19 protein-coding genes are annotated in these 19,379 nt (G+C 61.6%); 4 read left to right on the top strand and 15 right to left on the bottom strand.

Going from position 1 to position 19,379, the window contains the following annotated elements; translation table 11 throughout:
• Nucleotides 1-24 precede the first annotated feature (24 nt).
• From C7I56_RS03780 to C7I56_RS03765, 4 genes are all read right to left on the bottom strand, one after another.
• A complete protein-coding gene (locus tag C7I56_RS03780) occupies nucleotides 25-696 on the bottom strand; it encodes an ABC transporter ATP-binding protein (protein WP_106639169.1) in 672 nt (223 codons plus the stop codon).
• A complete protein-coding gene (locus C7I56_RS03775; protein ID WP_106639168.1) occupies nucleotides 689-1,939 on the bottom strand; it encodes a lipoprotein-releasing ABC transporter permease subunit in 1,251 nt (416 codons plus the stop codon). Before C7I56_RS03775 ends, C7I56_RS03780 begins: the two co-directional genes overlap by 8 nt.
• Before the next feature lie 82 nt (nucleotides 1,940-2,021).
• Nucleotides 2,022-3,326, bottom strand: a complete 1,305-nt coding sequence (proS, locus tag C7I56_RS03770) for a proline--tRNA ligase (protein WP_106639167.1) — start codon at nucleotides 3,324-3,326, stop codon at nucleotides 2,022-2,024.
• Between the two features lie 464 nt (nucleotides 3,327-3,790).
• On the bottom strand, nucleotides 3,791-4,102 hold the full coding sequence (locus C7I56_RS03765) for a response regulator transcription factor (RefSeq protein ID WP_106639166.1): 312 nt from the start codon (nucleotides 4,100-4,102) through the stop codon (nucleotides 3,791-3,793).
• A gap of 311 nt (nucleotides 4,103-4,413) precedes the next feature.
• Between C7I56_RS03765 and C7I56_RS03760 the strand changes: the two genes are divergently transcribed.
• Together C7I56_RS03760 and C7I56_RS03755 are read left to right on the top strand one after the other, a co-directional pair.
• Nucleotides 4,414-5,115, top strand: coding sequence for a helix-turn-helix domain-containing protein (locus C7I56_RS03760; RefSeq protein ID WP_106639165.1), 702 nt, complete (start codon nucleotides 4,414-4,416; stop codon nucleotides 5,113-5,115).
• Nucleotides 5,116-5,142: 27 nt separating this feature from the next.
• On the top strand, nucleotides 5,143-6,408 hold the full coding sequence (locus C7I56_RS03755) for a transporter (protein WP_106639164.1): 1,266 nt from the start codon (nucleotides 5,143-5,145) through the stop codon (nucleotides 6,406-6,408).
• A 57-nt stretch (nucleotides 6,409-6,465) separates the two neighbouring features.
• Here C7I56_RS03755 and C7I56_RS03750 read toward each other — a convergent pair whose 3' ends face one another.
• The 4 genes from C7I56_RS03750 to C7I56_RS03735 all read right to left on the bottom strand — a co-directional run bounded on the left by C7I56_RS03750 (nucleotide 6,466) and on the right by C7I56_RS03735 (nucleotide 9,172).
• Complete coding sequence (locus C7I56_RS03750) at nucleotides 6,466-7,041, bottom strand: hypothetical protein (RefSeq protein ID WP_106639163.1); 576 nt, start codon at nucleotides 7,039-7,041, stop codon at nucleotides 6,466-6,468.
• Nucleotides 7,041-7,832, bottom strand: coding sequence for a C39 family peptidase (locus C7I56_RS03745; RefSeq protein ID WP_106639162.1), 792 nt, complete (start codon nucleotides 7,830-7,832; stop codon nucleotides 7,041-7,043). Before C7I56_RS03745 ends, C7I56_RS03750 begins: the two co-directional genes overlap by 1 nt.
• Before the next feature lie 4 nt (nucleotides 7,833-7,836).
• Nucleotides 7,837-8,277, bottom strand: a complete 441-nt coding sequence (locus C7I56_RS03740; protein ID WP_106639161.1) for a hypothetical protein — start codon at nucleotides 8,275-8,277, stop codon at nucleotides 7,837-7,839.
• 67 nt (nucleotides 8,278-8,344) lie between these two features.
• The gene (locus tag C7I56_RS03735; RefSeq protein WP_158702987.1) at nucleotides 8,345-9,172 is read right to left on the bottom strand and encodes a hypothetical protein; all 828 of its coding nucleotides are present in this window, start codon (nucleotides 9,170-9,172) and stop codon (nucleotides 8,345-8,347) included.
• 336 nt (nucleotides 9,173-9,508) lie between these two features.
• Here C7I56_RS03735 and yghU point away from each other — a divergent pair, with 336 nt between their 5' ends.
• Nucleotides 9,509-10,411 (top strand): glutathione-dependent disulfide-bond oxidoreductase, encoded by a 903-nt coding sequence (gene yghU, locus C7I56_RS03730; RefSeq protein WP_425352364.1) that lies wholly within the window; start codon nucleotides 9,509-9,511, stop codon nucleotides 10,409-10,411.
• A 277-nt stretch (nucleotides 10,412-10,688) separates the two neighbouring features.
• Here the strand turns inward: yghU and C7I56_RS03725 are convergent, their stop codons facing one another.
• The gene (locus C7I56_RS03725) at nucleotides 10,689-12,026 is read right to left on the bottom strand and encodes an MFS transporter (RefSeq protein WP_106639158.1); all 1,338 of its coding nucleotides are present in this window, start codon (nucleotides 12,024-12,026) and stop codon (nucleotides 10,689-10,691) included.
• 207 nt (nucleotides 12,027-12,233) lie between these two features.
• Between C7I56_RS03725 and C7I56_RS03720 the strand changes: the two genes are divergently transcribed.
• Nucleotides 12,234-12,674 (top strand): hypothetical protein, encoded by a 441-nt coding sequence (locus C7I56_RS03720; protein ID WP_106639157.1) that lies wholly within the window; start codon nucleotides 12,234-12,236, stop codon nucleotides 12,672-12,674.
• Between the two features lie 67 nt (nucleotides 12,675-12,741).
• Here the strand turns inward: C7I56_RS03720 and C7I56_RS03715 are convergent, their stop codons facing one another.
• The 6 genes from C7I56_RS03715 to topA form a co-directional block, all read right to left on the bottom strand.
• Nucleotides 12,742-14,379, bottom strand: a complete 1,638-nt coding sequence (locus tag C7I56_RS03715) for a CTP synthase (RefSeq protein WP_106639156.1) — start codon at nucleotides 14,377-14,379, stop codon at nucleotides 12,742-12,744.
• Nucleotides 14,380-14,587: 208 nt separating this feature from the next.
• Nucleotides 14,588-14,992 (bottom strand): preprotein translocase subunit SecG, encoded by a 405-nt coding sequence (gene secG, locus C7I56_RS03710; protein WP_106639155.1) that lies wholly within the window; start codon nucleotides 14,990-14,992, stop codon nucleotides 14,588-14,590.
• Between the two features lie 81 nt (nucleotides 14,993-15,073).
• Nucleotides 15,074-15,826 carry a triose-phosphate isomerase gene (gene tpiA, locus C7I56_RS03705; RefSeq protein WP_106639154.1) on the bottom strand — a complete coding sequence of 251 codons (753 nt, stop codon included), beginning with the start codon at nucleotides 15,824-15,826 and terminating at the stop codon, nucleotides 15,074-15,076.
• Nucleotides 15,827-15,896: 70 nt separating this feature from the next.
• The gene (locus C7I56_RS03700; protein ID WP_106639153.1) at nucleotides 15,897-16,184 is read right to left on the bottom strand and encodes a hypothetical protein; all 288 of its coding nucleotides are present in this window, start codon (nucleotides 16,182-16,184) and stop codon (nucleotides 15,897-15,899) included.
• 4 nt (nucleotides 16,185-16,188) lie between these two features.
• Nucleotides 16,189-16,650: an FKBP-type peptidyl-prolyl cis-trans isomerase gene (locus C7I56_RS03695; RefSeq protein ID WP_106639152.1), complete on the bottom strand. Its 462-nt coding sequence runs from the start codon at nucleotides 16,648-16,650 to the stop codon at nucleotides 16,189-16,191.
• Nucleotides 16,651-16,786: 136 nt separating this feature from the next.
• Nucleotides 16,787-19,330, bottom strand: a complete 2,544-nt coding sequence (topA, locus tag C7I56_RS03690) for a type I DNA topoisomerase (RefSeq protein WP_106639151.1) — start codon at nucleotides 19,328-19,330, stop codon at nucleotides 16,787-16,789.
• Nucleotides 19,331-19,379 lie beyond the last annotated feature (49 nt).

Here is a 19,379-nt window from a genome sequence, read left to right as displayed (position 1 = left end):
GCTTGCTGGAAGATGACCAGCTTTTTAGTCGAGCTTGCCGCCGTGCAAATGGACGATCCGGTCCATCTTGGCCGCGAGCCGCTCATTATGCGTCGCGACAAGGGCGGAACTACCCTCCTCCCGAACCAGCCGCAAAAATTCGCCGAGCACCACATCGGCAGTGCGCTCGTCGAGATTGCCGGTAGGCTCGTCGGCAAGGACGAGAGCAGGGCGGTTGGCGAGAGCGCGGCCAACCGCCACACGCTGCTGTTCGCCGCCAGAGAGCTGGCTCGGTCGATGAGTGAGGCGGTGGCCTAGCCCGAGCGAGGTCAACAGCGATTCGGCGCGTGCTGTTGCCGCCGGGCGATCCGCGCCGTGGATAAGCTGAGGCAGGATCACATTCTCCACCGCAGTGAAGTCGGGCAGCAGGTGGTGGAACTGATAGACGAAACCGAGCGAGTCGCGGCGAACACGGGTGCGCCCATCGCTGTCGAGCCGGGCAGCCTCTTCGCCCGCGATGCGGATCGAACCTTGGAAACCGCCCTCGAGCAGGCCGACCGCCTGCAGCAAGGTCGATTTACCCGAGCCGGAAGGGCCGAGCAGTGCAACGATCTCCCCTTGCCCTACCTTCAGCTCAACGCCGCGCAGGACATCGATCGTTTCGCCGCCTTGGTGAAAGCTGCGGCGCAAATCATGGACTTCAAGGACATTATTCATAACGCAGCACCTGCACGGGATCGGTGCTCGCCGCCTTCCAAGCCGGATAGAGCGTGAAGATGAAAGCCGACCCGATGGCGAGCGCCACGATGGCCAACACTTCGAACGGGTCGGTCTTTGACGGAAGTTCGGTTAAGAACCGAATTGAGGGATCCCACAAATTCTGGCCGGTTACGAGCTGAATGAAATTCACCACCGACTGCCGGAAGTAAAGGAAGATAAAGCCAAGGAGCATGCCGGCGACCGTGCCGAGCACGCTGATTGTGACCCCGACGGTCATGAAAATCTTCATCATGCCCGACCGGCTGGCACCCATCGTCCGCAGGATCGCAATGTCCCGCGTTTTGGCGCGCACCAGCATGATGAGGGAGGACAAGATATTGAACACGGCGACGAGGATAATGAGCGAAAGAACGACGAACATCGCGATCCGTTCGACTTCCAAAGCTTCGAAGAGCGTTGAATTCATCGAACGCCAATCGGCCACGACCGCCCTTCCCTGAACCTGGGCGACGAGGGGCGCCAATATCTCGCCCACGCGGTCGGCATCCACGGTCTCCACTTCAACCATGCCCACCGCATCGCCAAGCATGAGCAGGGTTTGCGCATCCTCGATCGGCATCATGACAAATGCCTTGTCGTAATCGTAAACGCCGACCTCGAAGATTGCCGCGACATTATAGGAAACAATGCGGGGCACAGTACCGAACGGGGTCGTCCGCCCTTGAGGGCTGATTAGGCTGATTTGCCCCCCCACGCGCGCACCAAGCGCCTCCGCTAACCGGACGCCGATCGCGACATTGTCGCTGCCGGGCTGGAGCGCGCTCAGCGATCCCGAGACGACATTGCCTTGGAGCGCGGGATTACGGAGGATGTCCGCCCGCGTCATGCCGCGCACGATAATGCCTTCGACGCGCCCCTCATAGCTCGCCATCAACGGCTGTTCGACCAGCGGAATGGCCTCGGTCACGCCCGGCGTTGTCTTCGCATCGCGCACGATCTCGCGCCAATCGGGCAGGCGCCCGCCATAACCTTGCACCACCGCGTGACCATTGAGGCCGACGATCTTGTCGAACAGCTCGGCGCGGAAACCGTTCATTACGCTCATCACGATGATCAGCGCCGCGACGCCAAGCATAACCGCGACGAGGCTGATCGAAGCGACAAGGAAGATGAACGCCTCGCCACGGCCCGGAAGCAGGTAGCGCTTTGCGATCATCCGCTCGTAACGGTTGAGGATCATCGCGCGCCCTCCGCCTCGTCATTGCGAGCGAAGCGAAGCAATCCAACGCCGCTGGATCGCCACGTCGCGATGACGGAAGGGCTCATACGGTCAGCCTCGCCAGCGCCGCCTCGACGGACAATTCCTCGCGCTCGCCCGTCGCGCGGCGCTTCAGTTCAACGACACCTTTTTCCAGCCCCTTGGGGCCGACAATCAGCTGCCAGGGGAGCCCGATCACGTCCATCGTCGCGAACTTCGCGCCGCCGCGTTCGTCGCGATCGTCGTAAAGCACCTCGACGCCCGCGGCCTGGAGCTTTCCGTAAATCTCGTCCGACGCCGCGGCGCAGGCCTCATCGTCCGCGCGCATGTTGACGAGGCCGACCTGGAACGGCGCCACGCTGTCCGGCCAGACGATGCCATTGTCGTCATGGCTCGCTTCGATGATCGCGCCCATCAGGCGGGATACGCCGATGCCATAGCTGCCCATCTGCGGATGGATCTGGCCGCCGTCCTTGGTCTGCACGGTCAGCCCCATGCTGTCCGAATATTTGGTCCCGAAGGCGAAGATATGGCCGACCTCGATGCCGCGCCGCGTGCGGAGGCGTTCGGCGGGGACGGGACAATTTTCGACTTTCTGATGCTCCTCTTCCTCCATCGCATAGAGGCCGGTAAGCTTGGCGATCGTCGAGGCATCGGCGGCAAGCAGTTCGTCGCGCGATACATCCTCCAGCGCCGCGTCGTAGAAGACGGCACTCTCACCGGTATCCGCGAGGATGTGGAATTCGTGGCTCAAATTGCCGCCGATCGGACCGGTCGGCGCACGCACCGGCACCGCCTGTAGCCCCAGGCGCGCAAAGGTGCGGAGATAGGCGACGAACATCGCCTCATAGCTTGCCTTCAGCCCCTGTTCGTCGAGGTCGAAGCTGTACGCGTCCTTCATCAGGAATTCGCGCCCGCGCATCACGCCGAAGCGCGGACGGACCTCGTCGCGGAACTTCCACTGAATGTGGTAGAGTGTGCGCGGCAGATCGCGATAGCTCTTCACCGCATCGCGGAAGAGCGCGGTGATCATTTCCTCATTCGTCGGCCCGTAGAGCATCTCGCGCTCATGCCGGTCAGCGAAGCGCAGCATCTCCGGCCCATAAGCGTCATAGCGGCCCGACTGACGCCACAGATCCGCCGACTGCACCGTCGGCATCAGCATCTCGATCGCGCCTGCCTTGCCCTGCTCCTCGCGGACGATATCGGCGATCTTGTTGAGCACGCGCAGACCCAATGGCAGCCACGCGTAAATGCCAGACGCGGTCTGGCGGATGAGCCCCGCGCGCAACATCAGCTTGTGGCTGACGATCTGGGCATCGGACGGCGTTTCCTTGGTAACGGGCAGGAAGTAACGGGAGAGGCGCATCGGTCTCGTCAATCTCGTGGAGGAAGCGGATACGAACCTCTAGGCGGGTGGTTCCGGTCTGGCAACAATATGCCTCTCGAGGCGCGGCGAGTGTATGTGGCCGCAGCGACACAGGCGCCCTTGAAATGTGGCTCAAGTGCGACTTTCGCATGACAATTTCGGCTTATTCCAATAGTCAGAATTTACGAACGAGCGGCAAAAGCCACGGTTCGGGGAGGCTTCGGCCCCGCTCCCTTTTGCGAGGTAAGGGTGCGTGCGGGCCGGGCATCTGAAAATAGGGGGTCTGACGAGAGATCGTCATACAGGTGCCCGGACCGAATGCGGTCCGGGCACTTGTCGTTTCGGAGCAATAGCCTTGTAATGGGTGAGTTTGCCAAGCGGGCGTCAATGGACGATCCGGGCTGCCACACGATCATCGCCTTGATGATAGTCCGGACTGCGGGGCGCGGGAGTGCCGCGCCCATTCAATGCTTCATTTTATGGCTGCTCTCTGACCCTTTGGCCTCATGCTGGAATAAACATCCTTCACAAGCGCGCGGACCAGCTGGAGTGCCCAGAACCAGCACGCCGTTCAAGACAGCTTGCGCAACCATATGAGCCCGGTTGCGGGCCCGCATTTTCATCCGGACATTTTCGATGTGCCGCTCTACGGTGCGTGGAGCGATCCCGATTTCGTGAGCGACTTCCTTCGCGGACAATCCATTGGCGACGAGCTCAAGAACTTCGCTCTCGCGCGGTGTAAGGTCAGGCTCGGATCCCTGTTCATTCCACGGCATTCCTTCCCCTCCTGTTGGATGGGGCGCAACCGGTCAAAGCTCATGTGGGGAGAAGCAGTTGACGGTAGCGATCCAGCATCTCTTTGCTTTTAAGCCACAAACTCCCTTTACGACGAAAAATCGGCACAGGACGAGCAGGCCGCGAAAGCGCCCTCCTCCACATTCCCAAATATAGTTAAAACTTGGCGGAATTCGACCCGGTAAATCTACGTAGGCTTACTCCCTCCGCAAACTGTCCGGGTATTTGCATCCATTTGCGAATCAACAACAATCCCACAGGCTGATCCCTCAACGATAACAGGGGACTGCTGGTGATCACCATCCATCCGCATGAGGCAGACACCGGCTCCGCTCCTCCATCCAGCTTGCTCCGGATCGGGAAGGGCGTCGCAATCTATTATGAAGGCGATCCCGCCCGGCGATGGTACGAAGTCGTGTCCGGCATCGTCCGCACCTGCCGCTATCATGTGGACGGCCATCGCCAACTCACCGGCTTTTTCTATCCCGGCGACTTCTTCGGCGTGGAAGACAGCAATTATAAGGAAACAGCCGAAGCCGTGACACATGCGGTGATCCGCCGCCATGGTCATGAGGCAACCGGACAGGACGAAAAGGGCCGGCACAAGGGCGAAGATACCGAAGCCGCGCTTCGCCGGGCTCTGTCCAGCGCGCAGCAATGCATTTTCCTCCTCGGTCACCGGACGGCTGCCGAGCGTGTGGCCGCCTTTCTTCTTGCGGCGTCGGTCCGGCTGGGTGCCACGCGCGGTGTGCCGCTCCCCATGTCGCGGAACGACATCGCCGATCACCTTGGACTCACCATCCATACGGTCAGTCGGACCATATCCGATCTCGTGCGCCGCCGCCTGATTGCACTCGAAGGGCCGCAACGCTTCCGCATCGTCGACGAGGCCGGCCTCAGTGATCTGGCGGGCGAGGATCCATCGCTCTCGCCCGGGCAAAGTTTTGATGAGCTGACGATCGGAAATCAGGGAGAACCCCGGGCTTTTGCCTGAGGACCATATAACAGACCGGAGGGCAACATGCCGGCATCATGGGTGAAGAAAACAGCAGCCAGCATTGCCATCGCGTCGGCGTTGACGCCGTGGGTGCCGGCAGCGGCGCAAACGGCCAATATCGCGGATGAGCTTCGCGCCCTGCGTGAGGAACTGAAGCGTCAGCAGAGCATGATCGATCAGCAAAGTGCGCAGATCGAAGCGCAGCAGGAACAGATCGAGGCACTCAAAACGGGACTTTCCGTGCCGGATTTGAGCGAGTTGCGCGGCACTGGCCTGGCCCAGACGACGCCCACCGGGCAACCCACTGTATTCGCGGGACCGCAAATGCCGGACTCGCCGGTCGGCGAAGCGCCGCCCGAACCGGAAGCCGAAGTAAAGGCCGCCCAGGTGGAAGCCATCCCCCAGGAACAGGGTGTGTTGACCCGGCCGGGTCGCATCGTCTTCGAACCTTCGCTTGAATATACAAGGTCATCGACAAACCGGCTGGTCTTTCGCGGCATTGAGCTGGTTCCAGGCATCCAAATTGGCGTCATCGAGGCGAGCGACGCGGATCGCGACACGGTGGTGGGAACCTTTGCCGGTCGCTATGGCCTGACCAGCCGGCTCGAGATAGAGGGCCGCATCCCCTATCTCTATCGCTACGACCGGATCGAGGTCGCTCAGCAGCGGGATGAGAGCATCGTCCGGACGATCGAACTGCGCGAAAAGGATATCGGCGATGCCGAAGTCGGCATTCGCTATCAACTGAATAGCCCACGCGGTCAGCGGCCGATCTGGGTGGCAAGCCTGCGCCTTAAATCCAATACCGGCAAAGGGCCGTTCGACGTCGATTATGACGAATTCGGCGTTGCAACGGGACTCGCGACAGGCTCGGGCTTCTGGGCGCTACAGCCCGGTATCAGTTTCCTGCTGCCGTCGGATCCGGTCGTTATTTATGGCGGCGCAAGCTACCTCTATCATATGCCGGAAGATGTGAACCGGACGGTGGGCGGCGCTTTCATCGGCCGGGTCGATCCCGGCGATGCGATCTCTGCCAATATCGGCTTCGGTTTCGCCCTTAACCCGCGCTTCTCCTATTCGATGGGCTATCGCCACGCCTATCTGTTCAAGACGAAAACGGAAATTGGCGGCACCACCCAATTCGGGAATATCGCCCAGGTCGGGTCACTCAATCTTGGAATGTCCTATCGCTTGACGCCGAAGCAATCGATCAACCTGGGTTTTGAGATCGGCGTGACCTCAGACTCCCCCGACATCAGCATTACCCTGAAGATCCCTACGAGCTTCTAACGCAACCGAAAGCGCGATCCAATGCGCCGGCCGCTGTATTTCCGGCCGGTGTGCGGATTAGTTGCTGATTACGCCTGCCGTCGCATCGGCGATCGAGGATCCGATCGCATCGCTAAGGCGGGAATTAAGGACGCTTGTATGGAAGCCTTCGTAATTGCCGACATCAAGCGTCGCGTCGACTTCTTGTGCCATGTCGACCCCGTTGGCGGTGTTGATCAGGACGTTCTGTAGGCCGCCATCGGTCTTGTGGAGCAATGCAGTCTGCCCTTCATTGGCGAGGAAAACCATATTGTCGCCCACCTTCATACGGATCCCGCCCGTGCTCAAAATTCCCGACTGTAGTTCCGCCGCTGTGGCCGGGCTGAGCGCGGCGGACAGGACTTCCGTCGTGCTCGTCCCTTGTGCGCCCCAATTGACGGTTGTCCGGAGCACAAGTTCGCCGTCGAGGAAGGTGCGGATTTCCGCGCCAAGAGTGATGTCCATTCCGGCATAGGTAAAGCCGCCGCGCTGCTCGCTCAGTTCGGCTTCGCTCACCGGTTCGAGGGAGGCGAATATCTCGTCACCCTCGACCGGTGCATTGGCGGCCAGGAACAGGACGATCACGCCCGCGTGGATCAAAGGTACGCGTTTCATCACTTCACCGTCCCTACCCGCGCATCGATCAGAAATTGCGGGCTGATTTGATAAGCGGGCGGCAGGTGATTGGTGAGGTCGCCGGCCGCGACGCGAATGCCGCTATCCTCGTCCATCGGTGCCGACGACCATGGACCCCAATCCGACGCGAGATCGAAACGGGGCCGGTAATCGTCCGGCGCATCACGCACGACGAGAGCGATGTTGTTCCAATATTTCTGGAAATCCGCGGCGCTATATTGGCCAAGGCCGAGCATCGGATCGCCGACCAGCACCTGGTCTCCCCTGACACCCTTCACCACCACGAAATGCTTGAAGCCCTTCAGGTCGAGCAAGACGATGCTCGGCCGACCGGACTTGCCGAGATCGGCAACGGACAGCCGGTAACCGTCGGCGCGATAGCCCCGGGCCTCCAAGAAATTCTTCATGTCGAACATGGAGAAGCCGACTTTGCGGATCGCCGCTTTGTCGCCCTTTTCCCACATATGGGAAAAGGCCTCGCGCTCCTGCGTGCGCCGGCCGTAATGATAAGTAAGCAAGGTCGCGACAGCGGCGGATCCGCAACTGAAGTCATAGGCCTGGCGAACGACACTGCGGAACGGGATTTCCCACCAGCTCATGACGTGGACCGTGTAATTGTGTCCACCGGTTACCTCCGTGCCGAGCCGGACCTCTGCATGGGCAGGAGACGACAGGGACGCGGCGACCGCCGCGCCTGCCATCGCCGCGGCAAAGGCCAAGATGCCGTGGCGCCTCTTCCGGCTCATCGCGCGTTCCGCCCTGCCCGACATGATCCTATTCCCCAACGTTGATCGTGAAATTCATGCCGGTCTGCAAGCTGGCCTGCGCGCCTGTGTTGATGAGCAGGTTGCCGATGCCGTTGAAGTTGGACAACGCATTGTCGGACAGGCTGACGGCGCCCGCGATATAATCGCCATTCAGCACATTGCCGGATGTAATCGCGACCATCGTCTGGTTGGTCAGCTGTATGGTCTGACCGCCCCGTTGACCGTCGAGCTCTTCATTGGACACGGCGGCTACACCGGCGAAAAGATCGGCGTCGTCGACCAGCGTGTCGCCTGTTGCTTCGGTCGTGATTTCAACTGGCAGGATCTCCAATTCCAGGATCGGTATGAATTCGACGAGATTGGAGCCCGTCTCTTCCGCCGATGCCGAAGTCGGCACGATGATCGCCGCCGCAGCCAGCAGCAGAGCCTTTGCAAGGGGGTTTTTCATGGCTCGCTCTCCTGAAGAAAAAGGCCGGACCGGGTGTGGGCCCCGGTCCGGTCACATTGAGGCTGGATCAGTCGCCGCCGCCGCCGTTGCCGCCGTCGGCTCCGCCGGTCGTGTCGCCGAAGCTCACCGAGCCCTGGGCTGCGATGTTGGTCGCCGCCTGGGTATTGGCGTTGAGGCCGGTGTTCCAAGCCTGGTTCAGAATGCCGGCGAAGGCCGCGAAGGAGCTGCCCTCAACAGAGTTGTCACCGCTGTTATAGCCGACGCTGCTTTCCGTGTCGTCTTCGCCGTCGAAATCGGCGACTTCGTCGAGCTGGCTGTTGGAGTTCACAGCGACCAGGACTTGCGTCGCGACGATGGCAGCTTGCGTATTGCCATTTTCGCGATTGTCGCCATTGCCTACGACTTCGCCGCCGCGCGATGCGGAGCCGTTGCCATAGTTTTCGACTTCATTGTCGCGGTTGTTGCCATTGTCTTCGATTTCACCGCCGCGCGAAGCCGATCCGGCACCATAGTTTTCATTGTCGATTTCGCCACCACGGGAAGCCGACCCGGCGCCGTAGTTTTCGTTGTCGCGGTTGTTGCCGTTGTCTTCAACTTCGCCACCGCGAGACGCCGAACCATTGCCATAGTTTTCGACTTCATTGTCGCGGTTGTTGCCGTTATCTTCGACTTCACCGCCGCGCGAGGCCGAACCATTGCCATAGTTCTCGACTTCGTTGTCGCGATTATTGCCATTGCCCAGGCTATTGCCCGACAGAAGATCAAGACCGTCGGTGACGACGAGGTTGCCGTCGGCCGACCCGTTTCCGCCTTCGGTAATCTGTGCGGCGGCCGGGGTAGCAAGGCCGATCACGAGAGTGGCTGCAGATGCCGCCAGAACGTGCTTGAGTTGCATGACTTTCTCCCATCCTTTTTGGGAGTCCCGGTCCTGCCTTCCAGCATGGCCCCCGAGACTCGGTTTGGCGCTCGCTGTTGCGAACGGGAATGGTGTAGGACTCTCCCCGCCTAACAGTTTTGCGATAAGACAAAGCCTCTGATTTCAGCCGATAAATCGCGGAAAGCCGTCGCTTTTCCGGGGTAAAAAATGTGCGGAACGGCCAACCCGCGATGTCCAAAGCAGCCACTTGCCGTCACCTATCTGGCGACTCGCAAAGCTGGCGAATGAGCGGTTCGCACCCTATGTAGCGGCCGATAAGAAAGCGCCCCGCCGGAGACCGAGATGAGCCAGGACATGAACCCAGCCGACAACCAGCCCCCCGGCTATGTTCCGCCCAAGGTCTGGACGTGGGACAAGGCCAGCGGCGGGAAGTTCGCCAACATCAATCGTCCGATATCCGGCGTTACGCATGATAAGAAACTGCCGGTCGGCAAGCACCCGCTGCAGCTCTATTCACTGGGCACGCCCAACGGCGTCAAGGTCACGATCATGCTCGAGGAGCTGCTTGCGGCAGGCCATGCGGGCGCCGAATATGACGCCTGGCTGATCGACATCAGCGAGGGCGATCAGTTCGGTAGCGGCTTCGTTGCGGTCAATCCCAACTCGAAGATCCCGGCGTTGGTCGACCGCTCGACCGATCCGGAGACGAAGGTGTTCGAAAGCGGCGCCATCCTCTTCTACCTCGCGGAAAAGTTCGGCGCCTTCCTCCCCACCGATCCGCAACAGCGCATCAGGACGATCAGCTGGCTGATGTGGCAGATGGGCTCGGGTCCGCTCATCGGCGGCGGCTTCGGCCATTTCTTCGCTTATGCGCCGATCAAGATCGAATATGCGATCGACCGTTATGCGATGGAAACCAAGCGTCAGCTTCACGTCCTCGATACGCATCTGGCCCAAAACGAATATATGGCGGGCGACGACTATACGATCGCCGACATGGCGATCTGGCCCTGGTATGGCGGGATTATGCAGGACGCCTATGGCGCGCAGCAATTCCTCTCCGCCCACGAATACAAGCATTTGCAGCGCTGGACCGACCAGATCGGCGCGCGCGACGCCGTAAAGCGCGGCAAGATGGTCAACCGCAAGATCGGCGCGCCCGAAACGCAACTTCACGAACGCCACGATGCGCGGGACTTCGAGGTAAATAGGGCGGATCAGGTTGAGGCACGTGGCGGGGTTCGAGTTGATATTTAATTACCGTCCCTCACCCCGCTACGGCTGAGCTTGTCGAAGTCCGTGAGTCACGTGCCCTTCACACGCCCTTCGACAGGCTCAGGACTAGCGGCTGTGAATCTGGAAGTTATAGAAACTTCCCGCACTCAAGCTCGAGTTCCCTCCTCCAGTCTTCGCTGTCATGCTCCAGTCAGACCGCGAGGCATGCGGCCTCCGCTTTCACACACGCTTGATAAAGCCATATGTCGTTCGCTTCCGTGCGAAGCATGGCTGAGACAAAGATATGTCGGGCGGCGCTTCACTGCCCTGCGCGATAGCGGCTATCCGCCTCATCGATCGCCGCCAATGAAGTGCCCTTCGTCTCCTGCATCACGAGCGCCGCAATCAGGCTGATGGCGGCGCTGGCGAGGATATAGATCGCGATGGGTTGCCAGGCTTCATATTCGCGGAGCAGAGCCGTGCCGATGAGCGGGGCCCAGGACCCTGCGACGATGGCGGTGACCTGATAGCCTAATGACACTCCGGAATAACGCATGCGGGTCGGGAACATCTCGGCCATGATGGCGGGCTGGGCGGCGTACATGAGGGCGTGGACGGCGAGGCCGAGCATGATGGCGGCGAGCGCGGCGAGCGTGTCGCCGGTGTCGAGCATCGGGAAAGCGATGAAGGGCCAGGCCATGGTGAGCGCGGCCCCTGCGATATATACGGGCTTGCGTCCGACCTTGTCCGCCATCGCGCCGACAAGCGGGATGACGAGGACGTGGAGAATGTGGGCGGCAAAGAGTAATGCCAGGATCCGCGTCGTATCCGTGCCGCGATGGGCGAGATAGGTGATCGTGAAGGTGACCACCATATAATAAAGGATATTCTCGCCGAAGCGCAGGCCCATGGCGGTGAACACGCCGCGCGGATAGCGGGTGAAGACCTCTTTCAAGCCATAGCCGGTGTGGGCCTCCTGATCGATCTTCTCCTTGGCGGCCTGGAAGATCGGCGAGTCGGTCACTTGCGTGCGGATATAATAACCGATGCCGACGATCACGACCGACAGCCAGAAACCGACGCGCCAGCCCCAGGCGAGGAAATCCTGTTCGCTCAAAGTGGCTGAGAGCGCGAGAAGGACAAGCGTCGCGAGCAGATTGCCCACGGGCACGCCCGCCTGCGGCCAGCTGCCCCAGAAGGCACGGCTTTTGTTGGGACTATGCTCGGTGACGAGCAGCACAGCCCCGCCCCACTCCCCGCCAAGCGCGAAACCCTGAATGAAGCGCAGCAGGACGAGGAGCGCGGGCGCCCAATAGCCGATCGTATCGAATGTGGGCAGACAGCCCATCAGGAAGGTGGAAATGCCGATCAGGACAAGACTGAACTGAAGTAGCGCCTTCCGCCCGATCCGGTCGCCGATATGGCCGAACACGATGCCGCCGAGCGGCCGGGCAAGAAAGCCCACCGCATAAGTCGCGAAGGCCGCAATGATGCCGTCGAGTTCATTGCCGGTCTGCGGGAAGAAGAGCTTGCCGAACACAAGTGTGGCGGCGGTGCCGTAGAGGAAGAATTCGTACCACTCGACAACGGTGCCCGCCATGGACGCACCGACGACCTTCTTAAGATACGGCAGATCGGCCTGTTGTTCGTGGCGCATGGTAAAGGCTTCTCCGATTATGTTTTGGAGTGTGTAAGCCGGTGTCGCATTTCTGGGAAGCTCAAGCGCCGAACTACGGCTACTGCCTCCTGCTGATCGCATATCGATCAGGATCGTCCGCTAGCGTAAAGCGGACGGAGCGAGCATTTCAGCAAATCCTCAGGAATTGCTCATGCCCCCGAGCTCCATCTTATCTAGTCTTGCGGAATGGCAATGAGGTTCAGTTCAACGTCGAGCAATACACTGCGCGGCCTCTTGGTCGCTCCAGCGCCGAGCTTCGCGCTGATGTGTCTAATTTTCGTGACACCACGTTTCGGTTTACTCGACTGCCTCCTTGAGGGCGGACTGGCAATTGCGGGAAGTTACGGCTTCATGTTTGTGGCAGGCGTCCCGACACACATCTTCCTGCGGCGACTCCAGTGGCAGAGCTGGCCGCACTATTTTTGGGGATTCTCCCTTGCTTTGGCAATCGTCGCGGGGGTGATCACGGCATTGGAAGGTAATCCTTCGGATTCGTCGGGTTCAATGTTCGTGACCTTAGGCGGCGACCGGTGGCTGGCTCTTTTCGCACTATGGTTACCATTCGTCGCGGTGATGGCGACGATGTTCTGGGATCGTGCCGTGGATGCCGAGGATCAACGCAAGTAGCAGACCTTCCGCCCCGGGTCGTTTCCGGATTCGCCAGACTGTTCGCAAACCCTGTGCGAAATCGCCGTTAGACTAGCCGACTCTGCTTCACCGCCGCTTCAATGAAGCTGGCGAACAAGGGATGCGGATCGAAGGGTTTCGACTTCAGTTCTGGGTGGAACTGGACGCCGATGAACCAGGGGTGGTCGGGGCGCTCCACGATTTCGGGGAGCTGGCCGTCGGGGCTCATGCCGCTGAATACGAGGCCGCCTTGTTCCAGCTTGTCCTTGTAATGGGCGTTCACTTCGTAGCGGTGGCGGTGGCGTTCGCTGATGTCGGTGCCGCCATAGACTGAGGCGACATGGCTGTTGCCGGTGAGCTTCGCGTCATAGGCGCCGAGGCGCATGGTGCCGCCAAGGTCGCCGCCAGCATCGCGCTTCTGCAAGCCTTCCGCGGTCATCCATTCGGTGATGAGGCCGACGACCGGCTCTTCGGTATCGCCAAATTCGGTGGTGCTTGCCTTGGCAAGCCCCGCCGTGTTCCGTGCACCTTCAATGCAGGCCATCTGCATGCCGAGGCAGATGCCGAAATAGGGCACCTGCCGCTCGCGGGCGAACTGGACGGCGGCGATCTTGCCTTCCGACCCGCGTTCGCCGAAGCCGCCGGGGACGAGGATGCCGTGGCAGGGCTCGAGCGTGGCGGCGACCTCCGCGTCTTCATGCTCGAATACTTCGGCGTCGAGCCACTTGATATTGACCTTCACCCGGTTCGCCATGCCGCCGTGGACGAGTGCCTCGGTAAGGCTCTTATAGGCATCGGGCAGGACGACATATTTGCCGACCACACCGATCGTCACTTCGCCTTCCGGATTGGCGAGGCGGTCCATGACATCGTCCCAGCGCGCCATGTTGGGCGCGGGCGCATCCTCAATCCCGAAGGCGCGGAGCACTTCGGCGTCGAGGCCCGCGGCATGATATTGCGCGGGAACGGCGTAGATGGAACGTGCGTCGAGCGCCGGAATGACGGCTTCTTTCCGCACATTGCAGAAGAGCGCGATCTTGGCGCGGTCACTTTCAGGCAGTGGATGTTCGCAGCGGCAGACGATGATTTCGGGCTGGATGCCGAGGCTGGTGAGTTCGCGAACGCTGTGCTGCGTCGGCTTGGTCTTGAGCTCGCCCGCCGCCGCGATGAAGGGAACGAGGGTCGTGTGGATGGAGATTGTGTCCATCCGCCCGCGCTCATTGCGGAACTGGCGGATCGCCTCGATGAACGGCAGGCTTTCAATGTCGCCAACGGTGCCGCCCACTTCGCAGAGCACGAAGTCGAGTTCCGGATCGATGTCCGAACCGATGAAATCCTTGATCGCATTGGTGACGTGCGGAACGACCTGCACCGTGGCGCCAAGATAGTCGCCGCGCCGTTCCTTGGCGATGATGTCGCGATAGATGCGGCCGGTGGTGATATTGTCCGACTGGCGCGCCGGAACGCCGGTGAAGCGCTCGTAATGGCCAAGGTCGAGATCGGTCTCCGCCCCGTCGTCCGTCACATAGACTTCGCCATGCTGATAAGGGGACATCGTGCCCGGATCCACGTTGAGATACGGGTCGAGCTTGCGAATGCGGACCTTGTAGCCACGCGCCTGGAGGAGGGCAGCAAGCGATGCTGCCATGAGACCTTTGCCAAGCGAGGAGACCACGCCGCCGGTGATGAAAATGAACCGCGCCATGGGAGTTGGGGCTTAAGCGGGTGAACCTGATTCAGGCAAGGGCGAGAATCGGTTGAGGGGCGGAATTATTTCAAGCGCCGACGGTCGGTCAGACGCAAACCGTCACCCCGAACTTGTTTCATAGTCCATCGGGACGCAATCGGGGTGTCACCAGGATGGATGCTGAAACAAGTTCAGCATGACGGAAAGGGGAGCCATCCCCCTTCTATCACTGCGCCAGCGGGACGCTCTGGTTCGTGGCCGGTGCGGGAACGGCGACGTTACCCGCCTGTTCGGCGACGCCGGAGAGCGGATCGCCCGGAGCTGCTGTGCCGCCATTGGCGAGCGGAACGGTGGAAGACGGCGCGGGCGCCGCACGCTGAAGCGAAGCGTCGATCTCGCTCGGCGCGCGGTCGACGGCGGCGAGGCCGGCGAGAGCGATCGAAAGGACGATGAAAAGCGTCGCGAGGATCGCCGTGGCGCGGGTCAGGAAATCCGCGGCGCCGCGTGCGCTCATCAGGCCGGACGAGCTTCCGCCGACGCCAAGACCGCCGCCTTCCGAACGCTGCATCAGAATGACGATGACGAGCGCCGCCGCGACGATCGTCTGGATGATGAGCAGGAAGGTGAACATGGGTCTTGGCTTGTCTTTCAGGGAATGATTGGGCGCGATCTAGTCGATCGGCGGGCAAGGTTCAACCTTTCCGCCTCATCGTCACTTTGCGCTTGCGGCAGCTTCGATGATCGGAACGAATTGTGCGGCGGTGAGGCTCGCGCCGCCTACGAGAGCGCCGTCTACGTCCGGCACGGCGAAGAGTTCGGCGGCATTGTCGGCTTTCACCGATCCGCCATAGAGGATGCGCATCCCCTCCCCTTCCGCGCCGAACCGGCTACGAAGATGGGCGCGGATCGCCGTATGCATCTCCGCCACGTCCGCTGGCGTCGCGACCTTGCCGGTGCCGATCGCCCAGATCGGCTCATAGGCAACGACCAGTTCGCCGGTCTGCGTTTCGTCCGGAACCGATCCGGCCAGTTGCGCCGTCACGACCGCTACGGCCTCGTCCGCATCGCGTTGGGCTGCGCTTTCGCCGACGCAGACGATGGTGAGGAGGCCCGCTGACAACGCTGAAAGCGCCTTGGCGCGCACGTCTTCGTTACTTTCGTGCTGATCGGCGCGGCGTTCGGAGTGGCCGGTAATAGCGATCTTCGCGCCTGCTTCCTTCAGCATCGGCACGGAGACGCAGCCCGTATGCGCGCCACTTTCCGCCGCATGACAATCCTGCCCGCCAATTGCGAGGCTGGGCGCGCGTGCGGCCGCCGGCGCAACCAGGGTGAAGGGGGGGCAGATACCGACGTCGACATCGCAGCAATTTGCTGCTGCGGCGGCCATCGGGTCCAGTTCGGCCAAAGCGGCCAGACTGCCATTCATTTTCCAGTTACCGACGATAAGCTTACGCCGCACGGCCATCCTCCCTTGTTCTTCATTTTGGAGATGTCCTAGCGTTCGGTGAAGGCTTTGTCGAAGCCGCTCGATGCGCTCAAAAGAATTCCGTCAACGCCGCCAGACTCGGTCCGGCGAGCAAGAAGCCCCAGACGATGTCGAAAGTACGGACCCGGCGCATGATCGCCCCCCGCTTGCGTGTGGCGAGGTCCAGAGCGCTAATCGCGAGAACGGACAGACCGCAGAAGGCTGTGAGCGCGAGGGCGCCGATGAACAGGGGCCCCACAGCCTCCCACGCCGCATAAGCGGGCCACAGGAACAGGGCCGCGATACCGGCGAGCGTGCCGATCCCGGCGGCACGCTGGATAGTCCAGAAACGGAGCACGCTCTTATTGCCCCGGAATAGCGATCAGTTCGATGGTGAAGAGCAAGGTCGCGCCACCTGGAATTGGCCCTTTGCCCGACAAACCATAAGCCAGATGCGCCGGAATGGCGAATTCATAGGTATCGCCGACGCTCATCAGCGGCACGCCTTCCTGCCAGCCCTTGATGAGGCGCGGCAATGGGAGGGTCGCGGGTTCGCCCCGTTTGATCGAACTGTCGAACTCAGTGCCGTCGATGAAGCGGCCCGCATAGTGGATGGTGACGGTGTCGGTCGGCGCCGGGCGTAGGCCCGTGCCCCCACCCTTCACCCGGCGGTAACGAAGCCCGCTCGCCGTCTGCATCCAGCCCTCTGACGGCTTCAACGCGTAAAGGTAGAGCATCTGCTGGTTGTGATAATCGGCTGTGCGCTCGGTGGGAACCGCAGGAGCCTGGAGCGCCGCCAAAAGTGCGGCCGTCAAAAGCATCATTTAATCCCCCTCATTCGGCAAATGCTTCCAAACCCCGTCGTCATTGCGAGGCGCGAAGCGACGAAGCAATCCATTTCGCGGGCAAGCTTGGTGCCGCTGGATTGCTTCGCGCCGCTCGCAAGGACGAGTTGGGCGGTCACTTTGCCTTCTTCGCCGCCGGCTTCTTGGCAGGTGCCTTTTTCGTAGCCGCCTTCTTTGCCGGAGCCTTCTTGCCCTTCTTGGCGGGGCCCTTGGCCGCGCGGTCGTCGATCAGCTGCGCGGCTTCCTCCAGCGTCAGCGCCTGCGGATCGATGCTGCGCGGCAAGGTCGCGTTGGTCGTGCCGTCGGTCACATAAGGGCCGAAGCGGCCTTCCATCAGCTTGATCTCCACCTCGGTGCGCGGATGGGCGCCGAGAACCTTCAAGGGCTCACGCGATCCGCCCCGCGCGCGGCCACCGCCTGCGGCGGCTTCAGCTAGCTTCACGACCGCCGCATTCATGCCGGTTTCGAACACGTCGGCGGTCGAACCCAGTTTCGCATATTTGCCGTCGTGGGCGAGATAGGGGCCATAGCGCCCGATGCTCGCGGTGATCGGCTTGCCGCTTTCAGGATGGTCGCCGATCGTGCGTGGCAGGGACAGGAGCTTTAGCGCCCAATCTAGGTCGACATCGGCTTGCGGCACGTCGCGCGGGATAGAGGCGCGCTTGGCGTCCTTGCCGTCACCCTGCTGGACATAGGGGCCGAAGCGCCCGGTGCGGAGGGAGATTTCCTCCCCGCTTGCAGGATCGCTACCCAGCACCTGCGGGCCGCTATCCTGCCCCGCTTCCTCGCCGCCCTGGCCGAAGCGGCGGGTAAACTTACATTCCGGATAGTTGGAGCAGGCGATGAACGCGCCGAACTTGCCGCCGCGCAGGGCAAGCCGCCCCTCGCCGCAGGCCGGGCACACACGCGGATCGCTGCCATCTTCCTTGTCCGGGAACAAATAAGGCGCGAGGAACTGGTCCAACGCCGCCGTGATGTCGGACGGCTTTTGCTCCATGATCTCGGCGGTCTTCGGCTTGAAATCGCGCCAGAACGCTTCCAGCACTTTCTGCCATTCCGCCCGGCCGCCGGAAATGTCGTCCAGTTCCTCTTCCAGACCCGCCGTGAAGTCATAGGAAACATAGCGTTCGAAAAAGCGCTCGAGGAACGCGGTCAGCAGCCGCCCGCTTTCCTGCGGCGAGAAGCGGTTCTTCTCAAGCGTCACATAATCGCGGTCCTTCAGCGTCTGCAGAATCGCGGCATAAGTGGACGGGCGGCCGATCCCCAATTCCTCCATCTTCTTGACGAGGCTGGCTTCGGAATAACGAGGCGGCGGCTGGGTGAAATGCTGTTCGGCATGAACCGATTTCTTGTGCGGAGAATCGCCCTCGCCCATGCGCGGCAGGCGGCGGCTTTCCTCGTCCGCCTCGTCGTCGCGGCCTTCTTCGTAAAGCGCCATGAAGCCGGGGAAGAGCACCACCTGGCCTGTCGCCCGCAGCGCCGTCTGGCCGGTGCCGTCCTCCATCTCGACCGTCGTGCGCTCAAGCCGCGCGGACTGCATCTGGCTCGCCATCGCGCGTTTCCAGATGAGGTCGTAGAGGCGCGCATGATCACCGCTTCCGGCCTTGTCCTTGGCAAAATCGGTGGGCCGGATCGCCTCGTGCGCTTCCTGGGCGTTTTTCGCCTTGGTCTGATAGACTCGCGGCTTGTCCGGCACGTAGCCCGCATCATAACGGTTGGCGATGGCGCGGCGGGCGGCGGAGATCGCTTCTTCAGCCATTTGCACGCCGTCGGTACGCATGTAAGTGATCGCACCATCCTCGTAGAGGGTCTGGGCGATCCGCATCGTGTGGCTCGCCGCAAAGCCGAGCTTGCGCGCCGCCTCCTGCTGCAGCGTTGAGGTCGTGAAGGGCGGCGGCGGATTGCGGGTGAGCGGCTTGGTCTCCACGCTGGCCACGGTGAAGCGGCCATCCTCGACGGCCTTCTTTGCTGCCTGCGCGGTGCCTTCATCGCCGATCGACAGCCGCTCGACCTTGTCGCCCTTGAAACGGACGAGGCGCGCGAGGAACTCGGTTCCGTCCGCCTCCATCGTCGCGGACACGCTCCAATATTCCTGAGGCTTGAACGCCTCGATCTCGCGTTCCCGGCTGACGATCAGGCGTAGCGCCACGGATTGCACGCGGCCCGCCGACTTGGCGCCCGGCAGCTTGCGCCACAACACCGGCGAAAGCGTGAAGCCGACAAGATAATCGAGCGCGCGGCGGGCGCGGTACGCATCGATCAGATCGACGTCGAGCTCGCGCGGCCTCTGCATCGCCTCGGTTACCGCGGACTTGGTGATCGCATTGAAGGTGACGCGCTCGACTTGTTTCGGCAGCGCGCGGCGCTTTTCCAGCACCTCCTGCACATGCCACGAAATCGCCTCGCCCTCGCGATCAGGGTCGGTAGCGAGGATCAAGGCATCGGCCTTCTTCGCCTCGTCAGTAATGGCTTTGAGCTGCTTGGCCTTGTCGGCATAGGCTTCCCACTCCATGGCGAAACCATTATCGGGATCGACCGAACCGTCCTTGGGCGGCAGATCGCGGACGTGGCCGTAGGAGGCGAGGACGCGATAATCCTTGCCCAAATATTTCTCGATGGTCTTGGCCTTGGCCGGGGATTCGACGACAACAAGTTTCATGATGGCTTTCTTCTCACACGTACGCGCGAGGGTGGTGACTGGCGATATG

Source organism: Allosphingosinicella vermicomposti, assembly GCF_003012815.1.
GTDB classification, from domain to species: domain Bacteria; phylum Pseudomonadota; class Alphaproteobacteria; order Sphingomonadales; family Sphingomonadaceae; genus Allosphingosinicella; species Allosphingosinicella vermicomposti.
Note: the sequence above shows the minus strand (reverse complement) of the source record. Positions and strands in the feature narration are given on the sequence as shown.

What these genes read in the sequence shown, in the direction of transcription:
- C7I56_RS03755 (WP_106639164.1), top strand. Translation starts at nt 5,143, where the DNA reads ATGCCGGCATCATGGGTGAAGAAAACAGCAGCCAGCATTGCCATCGCG.
- C7I56_RS03695 (WP_106639152.1), bottom strand. Translation starts at nt 16,650, where the DNA reads ATGATGCTTTTGACGGCCGCACTTTTGGCGGCGCTCCAGGCTCCTGCG.
- C7I56_RS03725 (WP_106639158.1), bottom strand. Translation starts at nt 12,026, where the DNA reads ATGCGCCACGAACAACAGGCCGATCTGCCGTATCTTAAGAAGGTCGTC.
- topA (WP_106639151.1), bottom strand. Translation starts at nt 19,330, where the DNA reads ATGAAACTTGTTGTCGTCGAATCCCCGGCCAAGGCCAAGACCATCGAG.
- yghU (WP_425352364.1), top strand. Translation starts at nt 9,509, where the DNA reads ATGAACCCAGCCGACAACCAGCCCCCCGGCTATGTTCCGCCCAAGGTC.
- C7I56_RS03745 (WP_106639162.1), bottom strand. Translation starts at nt 7,832, where the DNA reads ATGTCGGGCAGGGCGGAACGCGCGATGAGCCGGAAGAGGCGCCACGGC.
- secG (WP_106639155.1), bottom strand. Translation starts at nt 14,992, where the DNA reads ATGTTCACCTTCCTGCTCATCATCCAGACGATCGTCGCGGCGGCGCTC.
- C7I56_RS03740 (WP_106639161.1), bottom strand. Translation starts at nt 8,277, where the DNA reads ATGAAAAACCCCCTTGCAAAGGCTCTGCTGCTGGCTGCGGCGGCGATC.
- C7I56_RS03715 (WP_106639156.1), bottom strand. Translation starts at nt 14,379, where the DNA reads ATGGCGCGGTTCATTTTCATCACCGGCGGCGTGGTCTCCTCGCTTGGC.
- C7I56_RS03750 (WP_106639163.1), bottom strand. Translation starts at nt 7,041, where the DNA reads ATGAAACGCGTACCTTTGATCCACGCGGGCGTGATCGTCCTGTTCCTG.
- C7I56_RS03720 (WP_106639157.1), top strand. Translation starts at nt 12,234, where the DNA reads ATGGCAATGAGGTTCAGTTCAACGTCGAGCAATACACTGCGCGGCCTC.
- proS (WP_106639167.1), bottom strand. Translation starts at nt 3,326, where the DNA reads ATGCGCCTCTCCCGTTACTTCCTGCCCGTTACCAAGGAAACGCCGTCC.
- C7I56_RS03775 (WP_106639168.1), bottom strand. Translation starts at nt 1,939, where the DNA reads ATGATCCTCAACCGTTACGAGCGGATGATCGCAAAGCGCTACCTGCTT.
- C7I56_RS03780 (WP_106639169.1), bottom strand. Translation starts at nt 696, where the DNA reads ATGAATAATGTCCTTGAAGTCCATGATTTGCGCCGCAGCTTTCACCAA.
- tpiA (WP_106639154.1), bottom strand. Translation starts at nt 15,826, where the DNA reads ATGGCCGTGCGGCGTAAGCTTATCGTCGGTAACTGGAAAATGAATGGC.
- C7I56_RS03735 (WP_158702987.1), bottom strand. Translation starts at nt 9,172, where the DNA reads ATGCAACTCAAGCACGTTCTGGCGGCATCTGCAGCCACTCTCGTGATC.
- C7I56_RS03765 (WP_106639166.1), bottom strand. Translation starts at nt 4,102, where the DNA reads ATGCCGTGGAATGAACAGGGATCCGAGCCTGACCTTACACCGCGCGAG.